The organism is Nostoc sp. CMAA1605 (assembly GCF_021596505.1).
In the GTDB taxonomy this organism is placed as follows: domain Bacteria; phylum Cyanobacteriota; class Cyanobacteriia; order Cyanobacteriales; family Nostocaceae; genus Trichormus.
Genome location: NZ_PJIZ01000104.1, coordinates 1 through 24105, shown reverse-complemented (window position 1 = coordinate 24105; position 24105 = coordinate 1). Strand labels below are relative to the sequence as shown.

Here is a 24105-nt window from a genome sequence, read left to right as displayed (position 1 = left end):
ACCCCTACACCCCTACACCCCAAAACCAAGGTTTTTGGTACACAACGTAAAAAACCTACACCTGTTAGCTGCCCCCTGCCCCCTGCCCCCTGCCCCCTGTCCTCTTCGTTGACAACTCCTGGAAGTGTAAACTTAAGACTGCCTGTATTGCTTGATGTACACTTTCCCTACTCAAACTACCATCAACTCGAACAGTACGAGAGGCAGAGGAAGCAGCTAAATCTTGATAGCCTTGCTGCACACGACGATGAAAAGCAATAGTTTCTTGCTCAATGCGGTCTAATCCATTGCATCCCCACGTTTACGAGCAAATCCCACCTCTACATCTACATCTAACCAGATAGTTAAGTCACTAATTAAGCCACCAGTAGCAATCTGATTAAGTTGATGAATTAAATTCATATCCAAACCGCGACCATAACCCTGATAGGCAATGGTAGAGTCAACATAGCGATCGCACAAAACATACTTCCCTGCGGCTAAATTGGGTAATAATTCTTGGGAAACGTGCTGTGCGCGATCGGCAGCATACAATAATAATTCCGTCACCTCAGCCACAGGCTGATCCTCTTTCTTTTCTAATAACAATCGCCGTAAATGGACACCTAACTCCGTTCCCCCTGGTTCACGGGTGACAACTACATCCAGCCCCAAACTGTGTAACCAATCTGCACAAAGCTGCATTTGGCTAGTTTTGCCACAGCCTTCTACACCCTCAAATACAATTAATCTGCCACCCATCGTTAGTAATTCAAAATTCAAAATTCAAAATTCAAAATGAAGAAACCAGCATCTAGATGCTTTAACAGTCTACGTGATAGGTGGGGACATTGGGCATGGGGCATGGGGAGACAAGGGAGAAGTAATGAGTGCTGAGTGAGTGCTGAGTAATGAGTAATGAGTAATGACTAATGAGTAATGAGTAATGAGTAATGAGTAATGAGTAATGAGTGATGACTGTTGACTATTGACCATTGACTATCTGCGTTAACCTAGTTGGGAGGGTAAGAATAAATTCTTATGAAAAAAAGGATTTGGTTGGCACTTTTGGTGCTTGTGGCAATTGTGATTCTTGGTAGTAGGGAAAGTACATTTTTTCAACAGCGTGACTCAGTAGAAATTGTAGAGAGTAGACCAGTAATTACACCGCAAACCCAACCAGAATCTCCAGCAATTAATCCGGCTTTGCAAGTATCGGCGGATAAATTATTAACTCACATTCAAAAGTTAAATTTTCAACGCTACACAGCTAAAGAGCGATCGCTAACTCGAATTTATATCACGAATGAATTACGCAAATTCGGCTGGCAACCGAAATTAGAACGGTTTCCTGATGGTGTGAATGTATTTGCGGAACGTCCAGGAACTGACACCACAGCCAAAGCGATTTTAGTGGCTGCCCATTATGATACTGTGGCTGCCTCTCCTGGTTCTGATGATAACGCTAGCGGTATAGCGGTATTACTGGAATTAGCCAGAATTTTTCAATCTTTACCCACACCCCAAACTTTGCAGTTAGCGTTTTTTGACAAAGAGGAAGCGGGATTAATAGGGAGTAAAGCGTTTGTGCAGGAAGAACAGCGTCTGCAAAATATCCAGGGCGTAATTGTCATGGATATGATAGGTTATGCTTGCTACACTAGTGGTTGTCAGCAATATCCCCAAGGTTTACCTGTGACTCCACCTAGTGACAAAGGCGATTTTTTAGTTGCCATAGGTGATACAGAACATTTATCACTGTTGACAGCCTTTCAAAAATCTCAGCCAAAGAATTTACCAACTGTCTTGACTTTACCCATTCCCCTCAAAGGTATACTGACACCGGATACTCTGCGGAGTGATCACGCACCTTTCTGGTATCAAGGAGTTGGTGCTGTATTGGTGACAGATACCGCTAACCTTCGCACACCCCACTATCATCAACCTAGTGATATACCTGATAATATCGAGCGATCGTTTTTTCTTGGTTCTGCACAGATTGTAGTTAATGCTACTAACACTTTATTAAATCAACAAATTGTACAAGCACCGAATTAAAAATCAAAAACATCTCATAGTTTTGCATCTTCCTGCGGAAAAAATGCGCCCACAAAATTAAAAAAGTCAGATTCTATCTTCCACTGAAACAGTATTAATGCTAGATATGGTTATACAAAATTAAAACGCAAAAATCTTCAATGTATAAGGGTTTTTAAATAGCTGAACCCTGTAATCAATATTCAAATCTATCGACTGAGATATTTTTAGTTTTGAGTAAAAATCAATGCAAGCCTTGGTGCGTACCGAACAAGAACTAGTTGCACAACTGGAAACGGGCAATTTGCAAGAAAACGCCGATGGGCTGAGTCCCACTTTAGGTGAGCGCGTTTTAGAAGCCACAGCCGCAGCAGCTAACGCTTTACTGACGATCAATGATCTCAATGAAGCGGTGAAAACTGCACTTAAACTCATTGGGGAAAGTTTAGATGCCGATCGCGTATCCGTCATTGAAAATTTCATTCATCCTACCCGACTCCAACACTACTGGAAAATGTTATACGAATGGCATTCACCCCATACAGTATCACAACTGTTTCATAGTGATGAAGCCCAGGGAGCTTATGAGGATGGGGGAATTGCACATTGGTATGAACTGTTGAGCCAAGGTAAAAGCCTCACCTATCTCATAGAAGAAATGCCCGAACCCTTTCGCAGTGGTCAAGCTGCAATAGGTGTTAAGGTGCTGCACGCTGTACCGATTTTTGTAGAAGGTCAGTTTTGGGGTGCATTGGGTTTTGATGACTGTCGGGAAGTCAAACATCGAGGTGCATCTGAACTAGCCTTACTCAAAACCGTAGCCGCTTGTTTTGGCAGTTTCATTCAGCGTCAACGTATTCAGCAAGCGGAAAAACAACGCACCGCCGAACTAGCAAAAGCCCATCAAGAATTACAACAGCGCGATCGCCTTTTATCTGTAGTTGCCAAAATTACTAAAAAACTCTTAGAAAACGAAGATATAGATGTTGCAATTCCTACAGCCTTGCAAGCGATTGGGGAAGTAGGAAATATGAGCCGCGTGCAACTGATTTTGCAACGTCAACACCCAGTTACACAAAAATTACAGCACCACATCACCCATGAATGGGTAGCTGAAGGCATCACCCCCCAAATCAATCATCCCACAATGGCAGTCATTGACAATGATAATTGTGAGTGTCTTCTCAAAGAAATGTCTGCGGGACGTTCGATGTGGTGCATCATTGATGACTTTCCTGATGAAATCAAACCGCATTTTGCATCTTTGGGAATTAAATCTTCTGGGGCAGTGCCATTATTTATTACTGGCAACTACATTGGCTGTGTAGCTTTTGATGATTGTGTTTATCCGCGTCATTGGAGTCAACAAGAAATTGATGTTTTGACTACTGCGGCTGAAAGCATCGGTGCAGCTTTACACCGTCAACAACTAGTAGAACACCTGATTGCAGAACGTGCTAAAGTTGCCGAAAAACGAGTAGCAGAACTATCTAAAGCCAACACAGCCCTCAAAAATAGCCTCGACCGCTTGGCTGCCGATGCAGAATTAGATACATTTTTGGGTCATGTCATCTTAGAAATTCAACATCAACTAGGCGCACAGCTATCATATTTGTTTCTCTATGATGCTGCCTCCCATACTCTACAGTTACATTTGGGTTCGGAGAACGGCCAGGTAATCCCGAAAGCCCAACTAAAAAACATCGCACCCTTCCTAGAATCAATCCCCGCAGATATTACCAAAGGCTGGGAAATCCTGATCACCACGAAACAACCGTTAGAATTTGCTATTTGGGAAAACGCCCATCCCGAACATTGGCCTGAAGCTGTAAAATGGCATCGCCAAATGGGACATCAAACAGCCATGTGTATTCCTCTGATGCTAGGTAGTGACATCGCTTTAGGTTTTTTGGGGTTAGCATTTACCCAGAAAGCCACCTTGAAACCAGAAGAATTTGAACTAGCCCAAGCTTTAGTACATCAAGCAACATTAGCTATTCAACTAACCAAATTAGCCGAAACCGCCAAACAAGCAGCCATCCTCAAAGAACAGGAAAAAGCTGCTCACAAGCAGATTACTGAATTGGTGAGAGCCAATGAATCCTTACGTGGTTGTGTGAATCGTCTAGCAGATAAACCAGACTTAGAAACATTCTGGGAACATATCCTTCTAGAAGCCTCTGCCCAAGCTAAATCCTATGCGGCTGCTTTATTTCTCTACAACGAAACATCCAATACCCAAATCATGAAACGGTATGTCAGAGAAGGTCAGGTACTGCCCATTAAGACCACACCCGACCTAGAACCGTTTCGAGTGCCGGTCAGAGGCAATATGATTTCCTTTTCCAAAGAAGCACTATTTAGAGGTGAAGCTATATTCTTTAATTTAGATGAATGCAGTCACACCATTCATTCAGGAGTCAGGTGGCATCGAGGGCAAGGACATCGTTCTATTGTGCGTGTACCCTTAATTTTGGGTTCTCGTCCCTTGGGATTTATCGGTTTGTGCTTCCGCGAACCCAGAACTAGCTTACCCCCAAATATTGAACTGATTATGTCTTTGGCACAACAAGCGACATTAGCCATTCACTTGACACATTTAGCCGACAAAAGCCGCCAAACTGCAATTCTAGAAGAACGTAACCGCATGGCGCGAGAAATTCATGATACCCTAGCTCAAGCTTTTACTGGCGTAATTATACAGTTGGGAGCGGCTTCTAGAATAATTCCACATCAATTGACAGAAGTGCAAACACACATCACCCAAGCCAGGGATCTCGCCCGTGAAGGACTAGCCGAAGCCAGGCGTTCAGTCAATGCTTTGCGTCCTCAAATCCTAGAAACTAACAATCTATGTAAAGCTTTTAACCGTCTAGCAGAGCAAATGTCTGTATCTGTGGAAAAACAAATTATTTGTCAGGTTATTGGGGAAATTTATCCCTTAGCGGTAGATATAGAGAATAATTTACTACGAATCGGGCAAGAAGCATTGACAAACGCCATTAAATATGCAATTGCCAGTGAAATCAAGATTGAACTAGTGTATGAACCGAAACAATTTATCTTGCGAGTTAAAGATAATGGCAAAGGATTTGAGACAGATAGTGTGCCTACAACCAAAGGTTTTGGCTTGATGGGGATCAAAGAACGTTGCGATCGCATGGCAGCACAGCTGACAATTCAAAGTACCCCCAATCAAGGAACTGAAGTTACCATATCTATTAATCGGGAGTGATTGGGGACGAATCAATTCAAAATTCAAAATTCAAAATTCAAAATGAAGAAGAGTTGGAGATTGGGGACTGAGGACAAGGTAGACAAGGTGGACAAGGTAGAATTTATTTCCTAACTCACTCATTACTCATTACTCATTACTCATTACTCAGCACCGGCTAAACGCCCCGCTTCCGCTAACAGCACTCACCACTCAGCACTCCTATGCTTTTGCCAAACCAGATCCGTATCTTGATTGTTGATGATCATCCCGTGGTTCGCCAAGGTTTGGCTGCCATGATTGATCGGGAATCAGATATGGCAGTGGTAGGACAGGCGTGTAATGGGCGTGAAGCTGTCGCTGTATTTCGACAACATCAACCTGATGTCACCTTGATGGATTTACGGATGCCGGAAATGGACGGAGTTGCGGCTATTACCGCCATTTGTGGTGAATTTGAAAATGCCCAGATTATTGTGCTGACTACCTATGACGGTGATGAAGACATCTATCGTGGACTGAAGGCTGGGGCTAAGGGGTATTTATTGAAGGATGCTGAACCAGATGAATTACTTGCAGCTATTCGTATGGTGAATGCAGGACAAAAGTATATTCCTCCTTCCGTGGGTGCAAAACTAGCGGAAAGAGTGGGTGTGTTACAACTAAGTGGGCGGGAATTAGAAGTTATCCGCTTGATGGCTACTGGTAAGACTAACCAGGAAATTGCTAGCGCATTGCAGATATCAGAGGGTACTGTCAAGTATCATGTCAATAATATCTTGAGTAAACTGGGAGTGAGCGATCGCATCCAAGCTGTGATTACAGCCCTCAAACGCGGGATTGTCAGTCTTTAAACCTAGCCAAAAGTTAAGGTATTTTCCCCATCCTGGGTATAATTCAATCTTGACTGTTTCCTATGCTCCACACTTGAACTTTGGCATAGGGACAAACTTGGGCTGATCCTATAGAGTAAACCCAGTGCCTCAATGCAAGATTCATACTAAATATAACGTCCCGCTTTGCTAACGCAACGATGCTCTCACTCCGCTTTGCTCTGAGCGCAGCTAGGCCGCAGGCTTTACGCAATTAAGAATGCCAGCGTATCATCATGGGTTTTAATGTTTGCCGTTACATAAAGTTTTAATTTAGACACGTTCATAGGAGGATTTGTTGCCATACTTTCATCGTTTTGTTTTTGGGAATGGTAGTGAGCAAATCTCTCAAGACTTACAAAACAAACAAGAATACTGGATTTATCCAGCAAAAGTACCAGGGATTTGGGTATGGGAAATTACAAATGAATCATTAATGCTTGTGATTGATCCAGTTTTGTTATCTCAAACAGCAACGGAAATCGGTGGATTACAGGAAAACGATATGGAGTTAATGAATCAGGTAAATTGTCATCCTCAGATAGAAGCGATCGCTTGTTTGTTACAGACAAAACTAAATGAAAACCCTGATGCAGAATCGCTCCCCCAAGTATTAATTATTTATCCTCTTCCACAACACCGTGAGTTCCCACAACCAACACCGCATTCTGTCGGAGGATTATCCAGTCATAGACTCAAGCAGGTAATAAACTACATCCACAGCCATTTTACACAGCCAATTCAGTTAGCTGAGTTATCACAAATCTGTGGGATGAGTCAGTATTATTTTTGTCGCTTGTTTAAGCAATCAATGGGGGTGACACCTTATCAGTATGTGTTGCAGCAACGCATGGAAAAAGCTAAACAACTACTGCGACAAAGAAAATACGCGATCGCAGAAATTGCACTCATGGTTGGTTGTGCAGATCAAAGTCATTTCACCAAACATTTCAAAAAATATACCGGAGTGACACCTAGATATTTTGCCGAACATAGCTGTATGACCACAATTGGCTAACTACTCCCAAAATAGAGGAAAATACCATGAAGATTGGCATTATTGGCGCAGGAAATATGGGTGGGGGATTGGGTAAAATTTGGGCGCAAGTCGGACATGAAGTCATTTTCTCCTATTCCAGAGATGATCATAAGTTACATCAATTAGCTGTGTCGGCTGGTGAAAATGCCAAAGTAGGAACACCGACAGAAGCATTTTCCCAAAGTGATGTAGTCATGCTGGCTGTATGGATGCCGTTTTTGGAAGAAGCTCTGCGTTTTGCAGGTTCTCTCGACGGTAAAATTGTTATGACTTGTGTGAGTGGCTTACAACCAGACTTTACAGGTAAAACCATAGGTATAGCCACTAACTTAAAAGCATCCGTTGCTGAGATTATTCAGCAATCAGCACCAACAGCAAAAGTGGTGGAAGCTTTTAACATCACCTTTGCAGAAGTGATTGCGGCTGATTCTAGAAACTTTGGTGGCGATCGCCCTAGTATTTTTTATTGTGGTAATGATGCAGCAGCCAAAAAGATTGTTGCTGGTTTGATTGAGGAATGCGGTTATGAAGCCATAGACGCAGGTAATTTAACAGTAGCCCGTTCCCTGGAAACCTTAGCCACAGCTTGGGTACAGTTTGCTGTAGCCAGTAAGTTGTTTCCGAATCTGGGACTGAAAGCATTACAACGGTAAGCACAGAAAGAAACATCGAATCAACTGCTGTAATTGTCATAGATGCAATATTGAGAGCGATCGCAATAATCTAGATCCATCAATTTATCAAAGATTTGCAACCTTCCAGTCCATAACTTCACACATCCTAGTCTGTAAATTCCTTATGTGGAAAAAAGCTATTATCTGCTGCTTGGGTACAATCTCCAGTATTTCTATTGCTACACCTGTCTTAGCCGCAGAGAAAATTGAATTCAATTATCCACCTTTTGGTGATTTTGATGTCTCCGTTAAAGATTTAGAGCTTTTTGTCAATGAAGGTAAAATCACTCCAGATTTTGCTTTTTATGCTAATCGTACTAAACCTGAGCAGTTAGCTCAACTCAGAGGTTTTTTAGGGACAAAATTTCAAATTACCCCCACTGTCATGTCCCAATTTACCTATTCACCAATCGGCGAGAAAATGCTACTCCGCTTTGGAGAAATTTTACAGACGCGAAATCGTAATAATGGTTTTCATGCCCTCCGTTCTGCTTTAATTTTATCTGCGGCCAGTCCTGAAGGACTGACACTAATTAATATTATCAAAAAATATTCTAGTCCCAGTATTCGTCTGAATCTTTCAGAAACAACACAAATCATGGGGCAGTTATCAGAACTACTACAAAAAAGGGATATAGTAGTTTCGCAAATTCAACAATTATCAAATCAAGAAACTGCGAATTCAGCAACAATAGACTTTACCCAAAAACCAGATATTCGCCAACCAGGTGATTTTCAAAGCAATAAATTTACCTTCACTCTACACGATCGCGATCGTGATGGTAAATCAAAAACTGTCTTAGAGCGTAAATATGATGTTGATGTTTACCTACCACAACCCAAATCAACAACAGTCAAAGATTCTGCACCTTATCCAGTCATTGTGATTTCTCATGGGTTAGCAGAAGACCGCAATACTTTTGTCTATCTAGCTCAACATTTAGCATCCTATGGCTTTGCAGTAGCAGTTCTTGATCATCCTGTGGGTAATTCCCAACAATTTCAACAATTCCTCTCAGGAATTGCTAGCCCTCCCCAACCTATAGAACTGGTTGATCGTCCTTTAGATGTTAAATATTTATTAGATGAACTGCAAAATTTAAATGCAACTGATGCCAGGTTTAAAAATCAATTAAATCTCCAACAAGTAGGAATAATTGGACATTCCCTTGGCGGTTATACAGCATTAGCCTTAGCTGGCGGCACTTTTGATTTTGAGAAAATTAATCAAGAATGTAATCCTAATCGCTCTTTAAATATTTCCACATTTTTACAATGTCGTGCTAGTGATCTACCTCCTGATAACTATCCCATCAAGGACGATCGCATCAAAGCCGTTATGGTGATGAATCCTGTAAATAGCGTCCTATTTGGAGATAAAGGGGTCACTACAATACAAATTCCGGTGATGATGGTGGCTGCTAGTCAAGACATTTTCACCCCCGCAGTTCCCGAACAAATTCGACCTTTTACAAAATTATCCAGTCAAGATAAATATTTAGTTTTAATTGAAAATGCCACTCACTTTTCTGTACAGTCCGATTTACCCACCAGTACAAGTGTAATTCCCGTCCCCCAAGGATTATTAGGGCCTGATAGAAAAAGTGTGTATTCCTATATGAATGCTTTAGGAGTCGCATTCTTTCAAACTCAGCTTCGCAACCAATCAGAATATAGACCTTATCTCACAGCTTCCTATGCTCAATCTATTAGTCAAGCACCCTTAAATTTGAGTTTAGTGAATTCTAATAGTAACGAAGCAATCACCCAACTTTTAGATAAACTCTATCAAAATTATCCTAATATTAGTAATCAGAATTAGAGAGGGATTGGGGATTGGGGATTGGGGACGGGGGATGCAGGGGGAGCAGGGGAAGCAGGGGAGGCAGGGGAAGCAGGGGAAGAAAAACTTTACTCATTACTCAGCACTTGATAACTCACCACTCATAACTTATTACTTATTACTTATTACTTATTACTTATTACTTATTACTCAGCACTCATCACTCATCACTCACCACTCACCACTAGTGGTAATCAAACATATTTTGAGGTTCAATGAATCAGAATCAACCACCAATTAATTTAGCACCTGGAGTTATTGCGATCGCGCGTCGTGTCAAACCAGGATTAGAAACTGCTTTTGAAGAAGCGACTAAAGGCGTGATATTAGCGGCTAGTACCTTCCCTGGATATTTGGGTAGTGATGTACTTTACCCCAGTAGTAAAAGAGGTGAATGGCAACTCATCTTACGCTTTGATACTCCTGAACATTTGCAAGAGTGGGAAACTTCCCCAATTTGTCAAGGTTGGATTGCGCGTGCAGATGCGCTGACTGTGAATGAAGCTAGAGTTACCCGTGTCAATAGTCTAGAAGCTTGGTTTACTTTACCAGAAATACCCAATGCAGTACCGCCACCTAAATGGAAAACAGCAATTGTTAGTGCCGTTGGGATATATCCAGTGAGCTATTTTATGCCTAGCGTACTCAGACCAATTACTATTGGTCTACCTTTGTGGCTAGCTACTCTCATCAATATTAGTATCACGATGCCGTTAATGACCTGGGTGATTATGCCCCAAGTAACGCGTCTATTTAAAGGATGGCTATACCCGTCAAAGTAATCTAAAATTAATAAAACTATTTCAACGTGTATGTAGACGCGCCGCACTAAAAAACTTACTATACTTAGCTATAAATTGTTTACATTACTTTATATAACGGTTTTTGTAATTATCCCTTGATAATTTTTTGCTATGCCATACTAGTAGGTGAGAATTAATTCGGCGACCGCGTTTGTTTTTAGTATTGACGGGCTTTTTCCTTTTGGTATTTACAGACTTTTCTCCGAAACTTAAATCTCCTAACAGTTATGATTTCGGAGACAACTTATGTCAGTTTACGTAGGCAATCTTTCTTATGAAGTTACAGAAGAGACTTTAAATGCAGTCTTCGCAGAATATGGTTCTGTGAAACGCGTTCAGTTACCTACTGACCGTGAAACAGGCCGTTTACGCGGTTTTGGTTTTGTGGAAATGAGTACAGATGCAGAAGAAACAGCTGCAATTGAAGCACTGGATGGTGCAGAATGGATGGGACGTGACCTGAAAGTTAATAAGGCTAAACCCAAAGAAGATAGAGGTTCATTTGGTGGTGGTCGTGGAAGCTATGGTGGACGTAATCGCTACTAAGTTCTATAAATTTAGCTCTAGAAGCTTAATCCACTAATCTAACAAGCACATTAATTGCATTTAGCACCGGCTCAGGCAGAAATGCTTGAGCCTTTTTAATACCGCATCTCAACTGTGCAGTGAAAGAGAAAATTCAAGCTTTCACGAGCCAAAAACTAATATCTGGAGTTCTCCATGTCAGACTCAGGTACTCACACTCCTGTAGAGCCTGCTATTTTAATCACTATCATTGGTGAAACGGTGCTGAAAGACCGTATTGTTAAGCTGCTAAAAAGCCATAATGTAAGCGGCTACACCATTAGTCAAGTACAGGGTGAAGGCGGTCACGGAAGACGCTTGGCCGATATAGCAGGCTACAACACTAATATTGAAATTAAAACAATTGTTTCATTAGCGGTATCTGATGAAATCACTTGTAAATTAAAAGAGGAGCAAGGTAAACACGCCTTAATCGCCTTCCGACATAATATAGAAGCCTTCTATTGATTAACTTTCCTTTCTATGGCAATTTGTATAGATATGTTGTCGGGAGCAAATTTTATAAATTGCCATATAATTGAAACCCTTGGTATGATTAGCTTTCGGCTTAGATGGCTTCGTTTTCATACTCAGGGATATCAGCAAAATCATGTAGACTCTAATAACAGATTGCTAGGTGTATCAATAATGGAAACTACTGCAAATACAATTTCCGAGTTTGAGAAATTATTTAGACAAAAATTACAGCTAAATAATTGTAAATTGAGGAAGAAAAGGCAAGAAAATAATTATGAAATTACTACTCCTGCTAAAGACATTTTCTTAATGTACTGGTGCGAATTTCCTGAAATTAACTTGATATATCAGCCTGTAGGCATACGCACACAACAAACTGCTGTTTATGAACGAGCTATCCGTTCTCACATTAATTCTTGTGTCAGCAGTCTCCAAGGCAGCATGATGATTACTAGTCAATGAGTCTGTTTTTTCTCAGATTTACTGGATGGCTTAAAATTAACACTAACCAGTAGGAATTAAGAGCCTATTTATAAAGTAAATATTTCAGTAAGTAGAACGAATTGAAAAAAATAACCTATGTAAAGTAATGTAGAAAATTGCATTTAGTCCTCTCATAAGGACTAAAGTCCTTACTACAAACCTTTAATCATTTACACCGTTCTACTTAGTGGCGTGACACGACTAAAATGATGCAATCAATTTTGATGAAATTGATCGCAGATCCACGCGGATAGAACTTCTATTAATGCACTATTTTAGCTGTGTCACTCCACTACAAATTTTAGGTTTACTTGATAAATAGTCTCTTACTTAGAGAGAGAAGAACATGAAAATTCTACAAGTTTAAGGTTATTTTTAAGCTAATTATGTGACTTCATATATTTATGGAATCTAAAAAACACAAAATCGATTACAAATTTCATTCAATTCATATTGAAGAGGAATCATTAAGCAGAAAAGCTTATTAATATAAGATTTTTGGGGACTTATGTCATAGTGGCGGGTTTGTCAATTCGATTGCTGAGGCAGAAAATGAAGCAAAAGCGAAGATTGACGAAAAATTTAATTTAATAGAAAAAAAATCTGCTTTACAGAGATATTGTGTAATGCGTGATTTTGAAAGCTTTGTTGAGTTGTTAAATCAGCAACAGGAGATACCTAAAGAGGTAGCTTATCAAGTAGCTTCTCAACTAGCTTTAGCTTCAACTTTAAAGTATTTTACCAAAGAAGCACAAAATGTTGACACAAATAGTTCAACAGATATCAGTAAAGATATAAGCACAGAAAACTTACAGTAAGAATCTCTAGCCATCAGATTTTATTTCTGGACTTACCCGTGAGAATAGGGAACAGAAAATAAAAACTGTACTGATTTTTTTCACAACTTAAATAGCTACCTGCTGAAATCACAATCTCGTCATTTCAAATAATTGCTTGGCATTTGCACCCAAAAAGGCATCAAACAATTCTTGTTTACCTGGTGTGATTTCTACTAAATAACGTTGGGCAATTTCATAATAAGCGTAAGTCCAAGGAATTTGTATTTTCTCTCCACTCATATCATCAATTACTGTCACCATTTCCTTGACTGCGGCAGTAGCTGTTTGACGCAAGCCGCAAGTTACATCACCTTCTATTTCATTTTTCATTGGTACACCCAAATTAGCCAAACCTTTAGCAGTGGTATCTATATCTGGGTATGATGATGTATTCTGGCGGTTAATATAGCCAGTAAAATGATTAACAGCGTAACCATGTAACAACACCCAAGCACCATATTGAGTCACTTGATTTACAGTTTCCACCGCAGAACGGAGAGGAATTTGCCAAGGACGGGTGAAAGCTGTACGTAGTTGTTGAATAATACTTTCATCGTCTGTTTCTGGTTGACTAGGAAAGATTAATTGCTGCTGAATTTGAGAAACTGTTTGATAAATGAGTTGAGCCGTATTATCAGGTAATTCATCTACAATTAACTCACTGATAAATAGCTTGGGTAAATCAAATTCTACCTGTTGCGGATGGCGATAGTGACGGGCATAGAGGTGAGTTTGGGGAAAAATATATTCACCGACTGGTAGATAGCCCAATGATTCAACGATTTGTCCTAAATAGTTGACACCTAAATTAACTTCACCTTGAGGACTATCAACTACCATTCGCAAAGACCGAAAAGCTATATGGTCATTAGCAATATTTCCCCCAGCCGCAGTAATCATTTGTTCATAGATTTGAGCATAATTCACCCTGGTTTTATATTCTTGCCAAAGTAATTCCCAAAGACGACAGGAAATTTCAGGTTTCATAGTTTTTAGTCAATGGTCAAGAGTCAACAGTCAACAGTCAATAGTCAATAGTCAACAGTCATTACTTATTACTCATTACTTATTACTCATTACTCATTACTCATTACTCATTACTCATTACTCATTACTCATTACTCATTACTCATTACTCATTACTCATTACTCATTACTTATTACTTATTACTCATTACTTCTCCCTTGCACCCTGCACCCCTGCACTCTTACACCCCCACACCTTCAAAATCCAAAATCTCAGTCAAAATATCAAGTGCTGTTTGAATTTGGTCGCTTTCAATAACTAGAGGTGGACAGAAACGAATGGCGGCTTTACCACAACCTAATAATAGTAGACCTTTTAAAAAGGCGGCTTGAATGATGCGATCGCGCAATTTACTATCATAATTACCCTGGGCATCTAATAAATCTACCGCTACCATCAAGCCTTTACCTCTGGGTGATGACATTCTGGGAAATCTTGCGTGTAATTTGGTGAGTCCAGCTTGTAGCAATTCTCCCATTGCGGTAGCGTTAGCCATTAAACCACTATCTAATAGTCTTAATGTGGCTATAGCCGCCGCGCAAGCTACGGGGTTTCCGCCAAAGGTGGTGGCGTGAGAACCAGGCGGCCAGGTCATAAATTGACTCCTGGCGATAACTGCGCCTAATGGTAAACCACTGGCTAAACCTTTGGCTGTGGTAATAATATCAGGCGATACACGCCAATGCTCAATGGCAAATAAAAGACCGGTGCGTCCCATACCAGATTGCACTTCATCCACTACCATTAACATACCGTGGCGATTGCAGATATCCCGAATTCTGGCTAAAAACCCATCTTCAGGGACAATGTAACCGCCTTCGCCTTGAATGGGTTCAACGATGATGGCTGCAACTTCGTGGGGCGGGAGGATGGTGTTAAATAATTGTTGTTCTAGGTGGTCTAAACTGGCGTGAGTTCCGTAGGGAATATGGGTGATTCCTGGAACTAAGGGGCCGAAATTGGCGCGTTGTACTGTTTTAGAACCAGTCAGGGACATTGCGCCGTAGGTGCGTCCGTGGAATGCACCTAAAAAGGCCACGATGAGCGATCGCTTGGTGTAATATCGAGCTAGTTTCATCGCGCCTTCGTTAGATTCTGCACCGGAATTAGTAAAAAATACTCTAGCACTGTGGGGAAAAGGGGCGCGAATGGCTAAATGTTCAGCAAGTTCCACCATCGGTTCATAGTAAAAATCTGTCCCCGACATATGTATTAAGCGCGCCGCCTGTGTTTGAATTTCTTTAACAACTTCTGGGTGGGCGTGGCCTGTTGCGGTGACAGCAATACCTGCGGTCATATCTAGAAACACATTCCCATCTACGTCTTCTAACATACAGCCTTCCCCACGAGACACCACCAAAGGATAATCACGGGTATAAGAAGGAGAAGTAACAGTGCGATCGCGCTCTACAATAGCTAAAGCTTTCTCTCCTGGTAAAGATGTCACCAAATGCGGTACACGCGGTAAAGATCGCTCAATGGGAATACTTATCATATTTGTTGTAATTTATTCTAAATACGGGTAATTAAACTGCAATGTGCCAGCACGAACAGTAACATTTGATTCTATTCGTGTATAACTTACGCATTGACACATTAGCAATAATATGTCCTATCAATTATAAAAAAGTCTTCCCTCTCCATACTTACACCCTAGTTTAGTAATTCAGTGTGCAGGTTATAATGCACTGTTAGGCTGAGTTTTTCCCCAACCTTGGAAGAGTTTGATGCCCTGTTAAATGTGCTGTGAGGACGTGACGCTGAGTTAATTTTTGCCAAAGTTCTGTATATCTTTAATTTTCCCTGTTCCCTAGCTATACCAGTAATTTTAGGAATCAAATTTGCATGACTATAGAACTCATATTTGATTTATGAAAAAAAATCAGTACAGTTTTACCTTATTTTTTTCCTCTTTCCTGTTCACTGTTTCCTACTTACGCAAATAATTCCAGTCATCAAATCGAGTTCCGAGATTATGAATATGATATTCAGCCAGAAGCTTAAACTAACAGTAAGTTTTGCAGCGTTGATGCTGCTAGGTTTTACCAGCAATCATCTATATAATCACAGCAAAAATCAACAAATAGCCCAACAATCCCAGGATTTTGACTCTAATATCACCTCGAACCCACAATCAGCTAATCTCCTAACTCCGGTAAGCTTTTCGCAAAATTCCCTACAATCTACAGCGACTCAGAATAACTTACCAAAAAATCAAGACCACCTTTCCCAAGATAACCAAAATTTAGCTACCACATCTGTTAGTTATCCGATTATTGATGAATGGCGCAAGTATAAATACAGCGTCAATGGTAATCAAATTTTATCAGCAGCGCAATTACCCACCACAAAAGTTAACTTTAATCAGTCCGATTTATTAAGTGTCCTCGTTAATACAAGACAGTATTTCCAAGAACATGGTGCAGCAGATCCAGATATCTTAAGACCTGGGTTATTGAGTACACAAAAAGTTACTACAGAAGACATTCTCAAAACTCTAGACTTCATGATTGTAGTTTTGCAGGAAGATATTGCTAAAAACAGGATTACACGCTTACAAAACCCCAACTTTATTAACAGATATTTTCGCGTCATTCGCTGGGATGCTTATAAACCAGATAACCAAAATCAAAAGCAATTACGTATTACAAAATATGCAGTATTTACACACCCTGGAACAAGAAAGAAAACCGCAACCTACAACACACCGATTTACAGCTTAAAAGACAACGCAGCTACAGATAAATTCTATACCAAATACACTAAGCAAGATGTTTTATCAGGCATTTATGAACCTGGTGGCAAAGAATATGGGAAGGTAGCACCATTAGCTTATTTAACCCGTAATGGATTAGAAGAAGCCTTAATGCAAGGGACAATCCTGATTAACTTTCTCGATGGTTCTCAAGGATTTTTCAATGTAGATAGAAATAACGGGATGTCTTATATCCGAGGGTTAAAAGCAACAGCACAAAAACGTTATTGGTACTTCAGACAAGTTGATGCCATCAAAGGTTATGGACACACAATAGATGCCAAGATTTCGATTAAACCAGGAGTAACCTTTGCAGGCGATGTGTTAAACATCGGTTTAGGTAGAGTGGTTGTAATTGAACACAACCAAGGCGGCAGAAAACAGCTACAAATGGGAGTAATTGCAGATACAGGCGGCGCATTTTTACCAAACCTGTATCAACTAGATTACCTAGCAGGAATTTTCCCCAATCAAAAGTCATTTCGGCAATATATAGGTAAATTACCAGAGTATGCTAATGCCTACTTTTTAGTTAAGAAGTAAACAGGGCATTGGGCATTGGGCATTGGGCATTGGGCATTGGGCATTGGGCATTGGGCATTGGGCATTGGGCATTGGGCATTGGGCATTGGGCATTGGGCATTGGGCATTGGGCATTGGGCATTGGGCATTGGGCATTGGGCATTGGGCATTGGGATAAAATCTACCTTGTCCACCTTGTCCCCAGTCCCCAGTCCCCAGTCCCCAGTCCCCAGTCCCTAATCCCTCCACAAAGCGATACCACCTAATAAACCACTGATATTAGGAATAAGTCGGACATTTAGAGGTAATTGGAAATTTACTTTTACTGCTTCGCCGCCGCCAATATAGAGATAATCATAATTAAATAGCTTTTGTAAAGATGCGATCGCCTTTTCTAAACGACGATTCCATTTCTTTTGTCCCACCTTTTCTAACGCTGTCCTTCCAAGCTGTTCTTCGTAGGTTTCTCCCTTACGAAATGGATGATGTCCCATTTCCATGTTTGGGACTAATTTCCCATCGACAAACAAAGCCGAACCAAAACCCGTCCCTAAAGTAATCACTAACTCTACACCCTTACCCTTAATTGCCCCAAACCCTTGCATATCTGCATCATTAATCACTCGCACGGGCTTATTTAATTTTTGTAACAATGCCGTTTCTAAGTCAAAACCAATCCAGTGAGAATGCAAGTTAACGGCTGTTTCTGTGACACCACAACGCACCACACCAGGAAAACCCACCGAAACCCGATGAAACTCGCCTTGGGCGGCAGCTAAGACCATAATGGCATTAATTACTACCTCTGGTGTAGCAGGCTGGGGTGTCTCCACACGCGCCCTTTCCGTTACAGGATTTCCCGCAATATCCAACACCATCGCTTTTACACCACTACCGCCAATATCAACAGATAAAGTACGAATTGAGCCATTATCCTCGACCATTGTTGAGCCTCCAGGTCAATATTTAAGATTTGGTTATTATGCGCTGAATTAGGTGTTTAGGGAATGGGATATAGGAGGTAGAGGGCAGGGAGCAGGGAGAAGTGGGGAAATTTTTCTCCCCTTGCCCCCTGCTCCCTGCTCCAATTCCTCTTGTATGCCCAATTCCCAATGCCCAATTCCAGTTAATATAAAAATGACGCGATAGTAATAAAATGTACAGTTTTATTCCCCCAGAACGGTTTTTTCCCTACCTCACCTGGACTGAGATTCAGGCTATGCCTAATAAGGAAAATGTGGTTATCATTCAACCTGTGGGGGCAATTGAACAGCATGGGCCGCATTTACCACTCATTGTTGATGCTGCTATTAGTGTGGGCGTTTTAGGTAAGGCCTTGTCTAAGTTAGATGCTGAGATTCCTGCCTATGCTTTGCCCACTCTTTATTATGGTAAATCTAATGAACACTGGCATTTTCCTGGTACCATTACCCTCAGCACAGAAACACTCACCGCCACAATAATCGAAGTAGCCGAAAGTATCTACCGTGCTGGGTTTAGGAAGTTGGTATTGATGAATTCCCACGGGGGACAACCCCAAGTCATGCAAATGGCGGCGCGAGATTTGCACGTTAAGTATGGCGATTTTTGGGTATTCCCGCATTTTACTTGGCGTGTACCGCATATCACTAAAGAATTATTAACGCCGAAAGAAGCAAGCCAAGGAATGCACGCTGGGGATGCGGAAACTAGTATTATGTTGGCAATTTTGCCAGATCAAGTCAGATTAGACAAAGCTGTAGCAGAGTATCCCCCAGAACAACCAGAAGATAGTTTATTGAGTTGGGAAGGTAAGTTACCCGTGGCTTGGGTGACAAAAGATATTAGTAAAAGTGGTGTAATTGGTGATGCTACTACAGCTACTAAAGAAAAAGGCGATCGCATTTTAGAATCTGTCTCCGATGGTTGGGTAGCAGTGATTAAAGAAATTTACGCTTTTCGTCAACCCACTTAGAAGAGGCAAGGGGGCAGGGAGCAGGGGTGTAGGGGAGACAAGGGAGAAGTAATGAGTAATGAGTAATGAGTAATGAGTAATGAGTAATGACTCAGCACTCATCACTCAGCACCCACCACTCAGCACCGGCTAAACGCCGCGCTACCGCTAACAGCACTCAGCACTTCAAATTCCGTAGGGACGAAAACTGCTGTATTTGCTAGTGTAGAGATAATGTCACAGCTAAGATGATGCAATCTAGCGCACAGCTAGCGGGCGATAAATCTTGATTAAAAATACCTAAGAGATAGCCACTATGACGGACTTTGATTCTCAAAACTACCGTTCTTATAGCCAAGACGATGTACAACGTATTTTACAGCTTGCGATCGCCCGGCAAGCTGACGACCAAGATAAAGAGTTTAGTTATGAGCAAATCTTAGAAATTGCCCAGGAATTAGAAATTTCTCCCGATACTCTAAACTTAGCAGAGAAAGACTGGCGATCGCAAAATCGCGAACTTCAACAAAGACAAGCATTTAATACCTACCGCCTCACAAGGTTTAAGAAACGTTTAGGTAACTACACGATTGTTAATGCCTTTTTTCTCTTAGTAGATTTTATAGGCGGTGGTACTATATCTTGGTCACTTTACCTATTGCTATTTTGTGGTTTAGCTTTGGGACTTGATGTTTGGAATACCTTTCTTGCTAAAGGTGAAGAGTATGAAATGGCTTTTCAAAGATGGAATCGCAAGCATCAAATAAAACAAACTATCAATACATTTGTTAATAAGTGGTTCAAAGTTTTAACTAGTTAAGATTGGAGAGTTTATTCTCCAAAATTAAGCAACAGATGCAAAGTTTGAAACCAAGATGGTGACTTTATTAATGGCGTAAAGCCTGCGGCCTAGCTACGCGTTAGCGTCTCCGAGAGAAGTCCATTGCCAATTGGTATAAGTCCTAGCAATGTTCAACTTTCTACGTTGATATCTTCTTTTCTAAAGAGTTCTAACAGTCCAATTGTGCCGACAAAAAAGGTGTAAATACCATATTGCAATGGTATTCTATTTCGTGAATTTGCATAAAAAGTTGCTATTATTGCTTCTAAAAAATGACTGAAGAGCGCAAATCTTCCAATCCAAAAAACTATATTTAGACTATTTGATGTTGTCTCATTATTGAAAGGTGTGTAAATATTCCATATTTCTAAAACAATTGCACTAGTAATCAGAAAAACAGAGATAAGCTTTATGGGAAAGACCATCTTACTATTTAAGATTTTTGACATTATCTTTAAAACCAAGTGAATTTACATTCATTGACACCATTTACTTTACTATATAACTAGTATTTTTTTATAAAAAAATCTGCGTATATGTAGTGTGTATATTGCTGTGTTCAGGATAAAATATTTTCTTAAAACTCTCTTGTGTTGCAGGCTATCAGCCCACAACACAATAACTATATTTTTGGTATTTACCTATACCTCCAAATCATGTTTCTAATTTGTTGTCAAAACTGTATTGTTTTTTTCAGCTTGCATTTTCACCCAGACAAAAAAGACTATTGCTAATAGTTGCGTGGCAGAAGCAAAGATAATCAGCGTAGTAATTGTATGGTCATACAATACACCCATTAAGGTACTACCTAAAAACCACGCCAGACCATAACCAGTGCTGAAAATACCATAGGCTGTGGCGCGTTTGTGCTTGGGAACCATACCAGCGATCGCAGCTTTCAAAACCGATTCCTGCGCGCCCATACCAATACCCCAAAATGCTATCCCTAAAAGTGCTAATTGGGTATTACCTAAAAAGACTAAAGGCGCAAATAAAGATGATAAAACAGCCGCAATCATCAACACAAAAATTCCAATGCGGTCAAACAGATAGCCAAACATTAACGCCGCTATTGCATCGATTCCCATTGCAAAAGCATAAAACAAAGGTATGGTTTGGCCAGTCGCAATCCCTTGTTTTTGAAAGTGAAAAGCAATCAACGGAAAATCTGCATAACCAGCCGCAATAATCGCTACAGCACCCAAATAAATCCAAAAAATTTGCGGTAATTTTTCTTCTTGGCTAGTCTCTTCAGTTTCTTCCTCAAAATCGCTAGGATTGGGATAGATAAATTGTAAAATCCCTAACACAATTAATCCCAAAACCGCAGGTACAACCAACACTGTAAAACCGTTGCGGTATTCTCCCTGAAAATAAACCATTGCAGCTACCGCCAAAGGCCCCATGACAGCACCAGTTTGATCCATTGCTTCATGTAAACCAAAGCCGAAGCCTCTACCAATTAGACTCACACCGTGGGAAAGTAGCGCGTCCCGTGGCGGAGTCCGAATTGCTTTACCAGTACGTTCAGCCATCATCAACCCTGCGGCTACTTCCCACCTACCAGCTAAAGCTAACAGTGGTACAACGGCGGTATTCACAAAGTAACCCAAAGTCGTGATTCCCCAATACTTACCCGTTTGATCACTCAAATAACCAATCACGAGCCGCAAGCCATAGCCAATCAACTCCCCAAAACCAGCTACTAAGCCCACCACAGTACCGCTAGCTCCCAAAACTTCTAAATAAGCTCCGGTAATACTACGCGCTCCCTCATAGGTAGCATCAGCGCACAGGCTCACAAAGCCTAATAAAATTACAAACCTCAAAGCGGCTGCTTTCTGTGGCATACTCCAAAAAACCATAAATAGCTTTCATATTCAAGCATACGATTCCACAAAAGAGGCAGGGGTATAGGAGGAAGTATTGACAATTGGATTGATTCACCGTTTTAAGGAGTGGAGAATAGAAATAGAAAATACAATAACAGCATTACCCGTTACCCATTACCCTATGCTAGTATCACCCTCTAAACTTTACGAGCAGTTTATTGAGCAGGTAATTGGTTTAAGTCAAAAAAAAGACTTTTCATTAACTGCTTTAATCAGTAATTATGTGAGTATGAATTATCAACTTAAATTAGAGCAAATAGACAAGCTAAAAGCTTGGTTAGATGACTTTAGACCATTCGATAAAACCATGATTGCTGAACTGAAAAAGCTCTATGATGTCCGCTTTACCTATAACTCAAATGCCATTGAAGGGAATACTTTAACTCAAGGTGAAACTGAGTTAGTGTTAACAAAAGGAATTACAATTGGCGGTAAAACTCTTGATGAACATTTAGAGGTGATTGGACATAAGGAAGCAATAGACTATATTGAGGGTTTATCCCGAAAAAATGCAGAAATTAATGAATGGGAAATTAAACAAATTCACAATCTGATTCTGAGGAAAATTAACCCTGATGAAGCAGGTTGCTATCGGAATTTGGATGTAATGGCGGCAGGAACAAACTATATTTATCCTCCCCATTATTTACTAGCTCAATTAATGGCAGATTTTGTCATCTGGCTCAATTCAGATGCTGCTTTAGCACTCCATCCTGTAGAATATGCAACAATAGCCCATTATCGTTTTGTTTCTATCCATCCTTTTCGGGATGGTAATGGGAGAACAGCTAGATTATTAATGAATTTATTGTTAATTCGTGCAGGTTATCCCATTGTGGTAATTAACAATCAAATTCGCAATGACTATATTAACGCTTTAGCTTATGGACAACAAAACCAAGATGATTTAAGTCGGCTTTTTGACTTGGTTTGTGATGCTGCTATCACTTCATTGGTGGAAACTTTAAGATTATTAGTAACTGCTAGTAGTAGTCGAGAGAAGGGGCAGATTTTTTATCAGGAAATTACTGATTTTATTAATAATTATTTGAAGTAAGTAGAACGACTAGAAAAAACCAAACTATATTAAGCAATCTAAAAATAATAGGATTCAGTTCGTAGTAAGGACTTTAGTCCTTTTCTGTGCGCGCAGCGTCTCGTAGAGAGAACTTTATTTCTCACTACAAACCTTTAATTATTTACCCTGTTCTACTTAATGGATAATGAGTAATATACAGAAATGTTGAATACTAAAAAATATATGATAAAAATAGCCCAAAATATAGTAAATTCTGGGCTTCGGTTAGTGACAATAAAGTTTCTACCCTTCATGGAAAGCATAAGTCTGCTGTCACTGCAAATTTAGGGGTAAAGTCACAAGGTTTTATTTAGTAGTTTTTAATTTTTAATGGGGGTGGAGGGACTTGAACCCTCACGACCGTTTAAGGTCAACGGATTTTCATTCTCCCGCAGCTTTCGCTACTGCCTATTGGCTTTGAGAATTGGACTCTCCCTTTACCCTCGGCTTGACGTTAGGGTAGCTCCCGTCGAGTCTCTGCACCTTCCGAATAACTTAGAGTTCTCGGCTTGGCTCAGGATTGCCTTGTCTGTCAACAGATTTAGGTTTCCCTGAGTTTGAGAGCTGACACTTAAAGAATTTCTTCTTTAAGGCTCAATTCAGTTTAAGTCCGTAGCGTCTGCCATTCCGCCACACCCCCCGTTTGTTTGGGAGTCGGTTATTTTTCTGAGGAAGCAAATAACCACTTATCTATTTCAGCATTAATTGCGTTTTTTGTCCAACAAATAGAAAATTTTTTTCTTTTTTGGCAAAGCACGCTTTTTAGCTACGAGTTGCTTGGGATACCTTGCAACCAGACTAGGTTAGCATCTTTAATCTTGTTGCACAAGACCTTTAATGTTTTACTAGCTTCGCTATTGTAGCATTATCTCAAAATTTTGATCAGCAATAATCAGGAATTTTTGCGGGAGTCATTTAAAAGCCCTATAGTCAGAGTTTATTTAGCCCCAAGGTTCAGCCTATGATGTAAATACAGATCCACCAAACAAAGAGTTTATGATTGTACCCTTGCTGTATCTGGTTTTGGCCGGAGCTTACTTGTTAGTTGTCCCGTAGCTTTAATGATCTACTTAAATCTACGCTGGTATGTGGCTAGCTCCATTGAGCGCACTTTGATGTATTTTATGGTGTTTTTATTTTTCCCAGGACTATTGGTTTTATCCCCATTTATAAATCTGCGCCCCAAGCCACGCAAGATTGAAGCTTAAAGGGGCAGGGGGAAGAGGCAGGGGG

21 protein-coding genes and 2 pseudogenes are annotated in these 24105 nt (G+C 40.5%); 16 read left to right on the top strand and 7 right to left on the bottom strand.

Translation table 11 applies throughout. From position 1 onward, the window contains the following. Positions 1-64 precede the first annotated feature (64 nt). Together tmk and CV014_RS25315 are read right to left on the bottom strand one after the other, a co-directional pair. Positions 65-741, bottom strand: a pseudogene (gene tmk / locus CV014_RS25320) (dTMP kinase). Positions 742-810: 69 nt separating this feature from the next. Continuing rightward, positions 811-975, bottom strand: coding sequence for a hypothetical protein (locus CV014_RS25315; protein ID WP_236144542.1), 165 nt, complete (start codon positions 973-975; stop codon positions 811-813). 45 nt (positions 976-1020) lie between these two features. Between CV014_RS25315 and CV014_RS25310 the strand changes: the two genes are divergently transcribed. The 11 genes from CV014_RS25310 (at position 1021) to CV014_RS25260 (ending at position 12803) form a co-directional block, all read left to right on the top strand. After that, positions 1021-2037, top strand: a complete 1017-nt coding sequence (locus CV014_RS25310) for a M28 family peptidase (protein ID WP_236144541.1) — start codon at positions 1021-1023, stop codon at positions 2035-2037. Between the two features lie 226 nt (positions 2038-2263). Continuing rightward, positions 2264-5251 carry a GAF domain-containing sensor histidine kinase gene (locus CV014_RS25305; protein WP_236144540.1) on the top strand — a complete coding sequence of 996 codons (2988 nt, stop codon included), beginning with the start codon at positions 2264-2266 and terminating at the stop codon, positions 5249-5251. A 203-nt stretch (positions 5252-5454) separates the two neighbouring features. Further along, a complete protein-coding gene (locus tag CV014_RS25300; RefSeq protein WP_236144539.1) occupies positions 5455-6084 on the top strand; it encodes a response regulator in 630 nt (209 codons plus the stop codon). Positions 6085-6400: 316 nt separating this feature from the next. Continuing rightward, the gene (locus CV014_RS25295; RefSeq protein ID WP_236144538.1) at positions 6401-7120 is read left to right on the top strand and encodes a helix-turn-helix transcriptional regulator; all 720 of its coding nucleotides are present in this window, start codon (positions 6401-6403) and stop codon (positions 7118-7120) included. Next, a complete protein-coding gene (locus CV014_RS25290) occupies positions 7099-7794 on the top strand; it encodes an NADPH-dependent F420 reductase (RefSeq protein ID WP_268964896.1) in 696 nt (231 codons plus the stop codon). Before CV014_RS25295 ends, CV014_RS25290 begins: the two co-directional genes overlap by 22 nt. A gap of 145 nt (positions 7795-7939) precedes the next feature. Next, on the top strand, positions 7940-9637 hold the full coding sequence (locus tag CV014_RS25285; protein WP_236144536.1) for an alpha/beta hydrolase: 1698 nt from the start codon (positions 7940-7942) through the stop codon (positions 9635-9637). 236 nt (positions 9638-9873) lie between these two features. Beyond that, complete coding sequence (locus CV014_RS25280; protein ID WP_236144535.1) at positions 9874-10440, top strand: antibiotic biosynthesis monooxygenase; 567 nt, start codon at positions 9874-9876, stop codon at positions 10438-10440. 267 nt (positions 10441-10707) lie between these two features. Next, positions 10708-11007, top strand: coding sequence for an RNA recognition motif domain-containing protein (locus CV014_RS25275; protein ID WP_103138263.1), 300 nt, complete (start codon positions 10708-10710; stop codon positions 11005-11007). Between the two features lie 174 nt (positions 11008-11181). Then, complete coding sequence (locus CV014_RS25270) at positions 11182-11493, top strand: P-II family nitrogen regulator (RefSeq protein ID WP_236144534.1); 312 nt, start codon at positions 11182-11184, stop codon at positions 11491-11493. Positions 11494-11673: 180 nt separating this feature from the next. Further along, entirely contained in the window at positions 11674-11964 is a 291-nt protein-coding gene (locus tag CV014_RS25265) for a hypothetical protein (protein WP_236144533.1), read from the top strand. A 647-nt stretch (positions 11965-12611) separates the two neighbouring features. Beyond that, the gene (locus CV014_RS25260) at positions 12612-12803 is read left to right on the top strand and encodes a hypothetical protein (protein WP_236144532.1); all 192 of its coding nucleotides are present in this window, start codon (positions 12612-12614) and stop codon (positions 12801-12803) included. 108 nt (positions 12804-12911) lie between these two features. Here the strand turns inward: CV014_RS25260 and CV014_RS25255 are convergent, their stop codons facing one another. Together CV014_RS25255 and CV014_RS25250 are read right to left on the bottom strand one after the other, a co-directional pair. Next, complete coding sequence (locus tag CV014_RS25255) at positions 12912-13811, bottom strand: DUF1338 domain-containing protein (protein WP_236144531.1); 900 nt, start codon at positions 13809-13811, stop codon at positions 12912-12914. Between the two features lie 221 nt (positions 13812-14032). Further along, positions 14033-15346 (bottom strand): acetyl ornithine aminotransferase family protein, encoded by a 1314-nt coding sequence (locus CV014_RS25250; protein WP_236144530.1) that lies wholly within the window; start codon positions 15344-15346, stop codon positions 14033-14035. A 480-nt stretch (positions 15347-15826) separates the two neighbouring features. Between CV014_RS25250 and CV014_RS25245 the strand changes: the two genes are divergently transcribed. Further along, the gene (locus CV014_RS25245) at positions 15827-17149 is read left to right on the top strand and encodes a hypothetical protein (protein ID WP_236144529.1); all 1323 of its coding nucleotides are present in this window, start codon (positions 15827-15829) and stop codon (positions 17147-17149) included. On the opposite strand, the gene CV014_RS25240 is transcribed toward CV014_RS25245, so the two are convergent. Continuing rightward, on the bottom strand, positions 17135-17377 hold the full coding sequence (locus CV014_RS25240) for a hypothetical protein (RefSeq protein WP_236144528.1): 243 nt from the start codon (positions 17375-17377) through the stop codon (positions 17135-17137). The genes CV014_RS25245 and CV014_RS25240 overlap by 15 nt on opposite strands. Continuing rightward, positions 17365-18072, bottom strand: a complete 708-nt coding sequence (locus CV014_RS25235; protein ID WP_103138256.1) for an ROK family protein — start codon at positions 18070-18072, stop codon at positions 17365-17367. Before CV014_RS25235 ends, CV014_RS25240 begins: the two co-directional genes overlap by 13 nt. A 212-nt stretch (positions 18073-18284) precedes the next feature. On the opposite strand from CV014_RS25235, the gene CV014_RS25230 reads away from it, so the two are divergent. Both CV014_RS25230 and CV014_RS25225 read left to right on the top strand, forming a co-directional pair. Then, a complete protein-coding gene (locus tag CV014_RS25230) occupies positions 18285-19082 on the top strand; it encodes a creatininase family protein (protein WP_236144527.1) in 798 nt (265 codons plus the stop codon). Between the two features lie 295 nt (positions 19083-19377). After that, positions 19378-19881 (top strand): 2TM domain-containing protein, encoded by a 504-nt coding sequence (locus CV014_RS25225; protein WP_236144526.1) that lies wholly within the window; start codon positions 19378-19380, stop codon positions 19879-19881. Positions 19882-20564: 683 nt separating this feature from the next. Here CV014_RS25225 and CV014_RS25215 read toward each other — a convergent pair. Continuing rightward, positions 20565-21752 (bottom strand): MFS transporter, encoded by a 1188-nt coding sequence (locus tag CV014_RS25215; RefSeq protein ID WP_236144543.1) that lies wholly within the window; start codon positions 21750-21752, stop codon positions 20565-20567. 76 nt (positions 21753-21828) lie between these two features. Between CV014_RS25215 and CV014_RS25210 the strand changes: the two genes are divergently transcribed. After that, positions 21829-22851 carry a Fic family protein gene (locus CV014_RS25210; RefSeq protein WP_236144524.1) on the top strand — a complete coding sequence of 341 codons (1023 nt, stop codon included), beginning with the start codon at positions 21829-21831 and terminating at the stop codon, positions 22849-22851. 1017 nt (positions 22852-23868) lie between these two features. Then, positions 23869-24080, top strand: a pseudogene (gene ndhL, locus CV014_RS25205) (NAD(P)H-quinone oxidoreductase subunit L). Positions 24081-24105 lie beyond the last annotated feature (25 nt).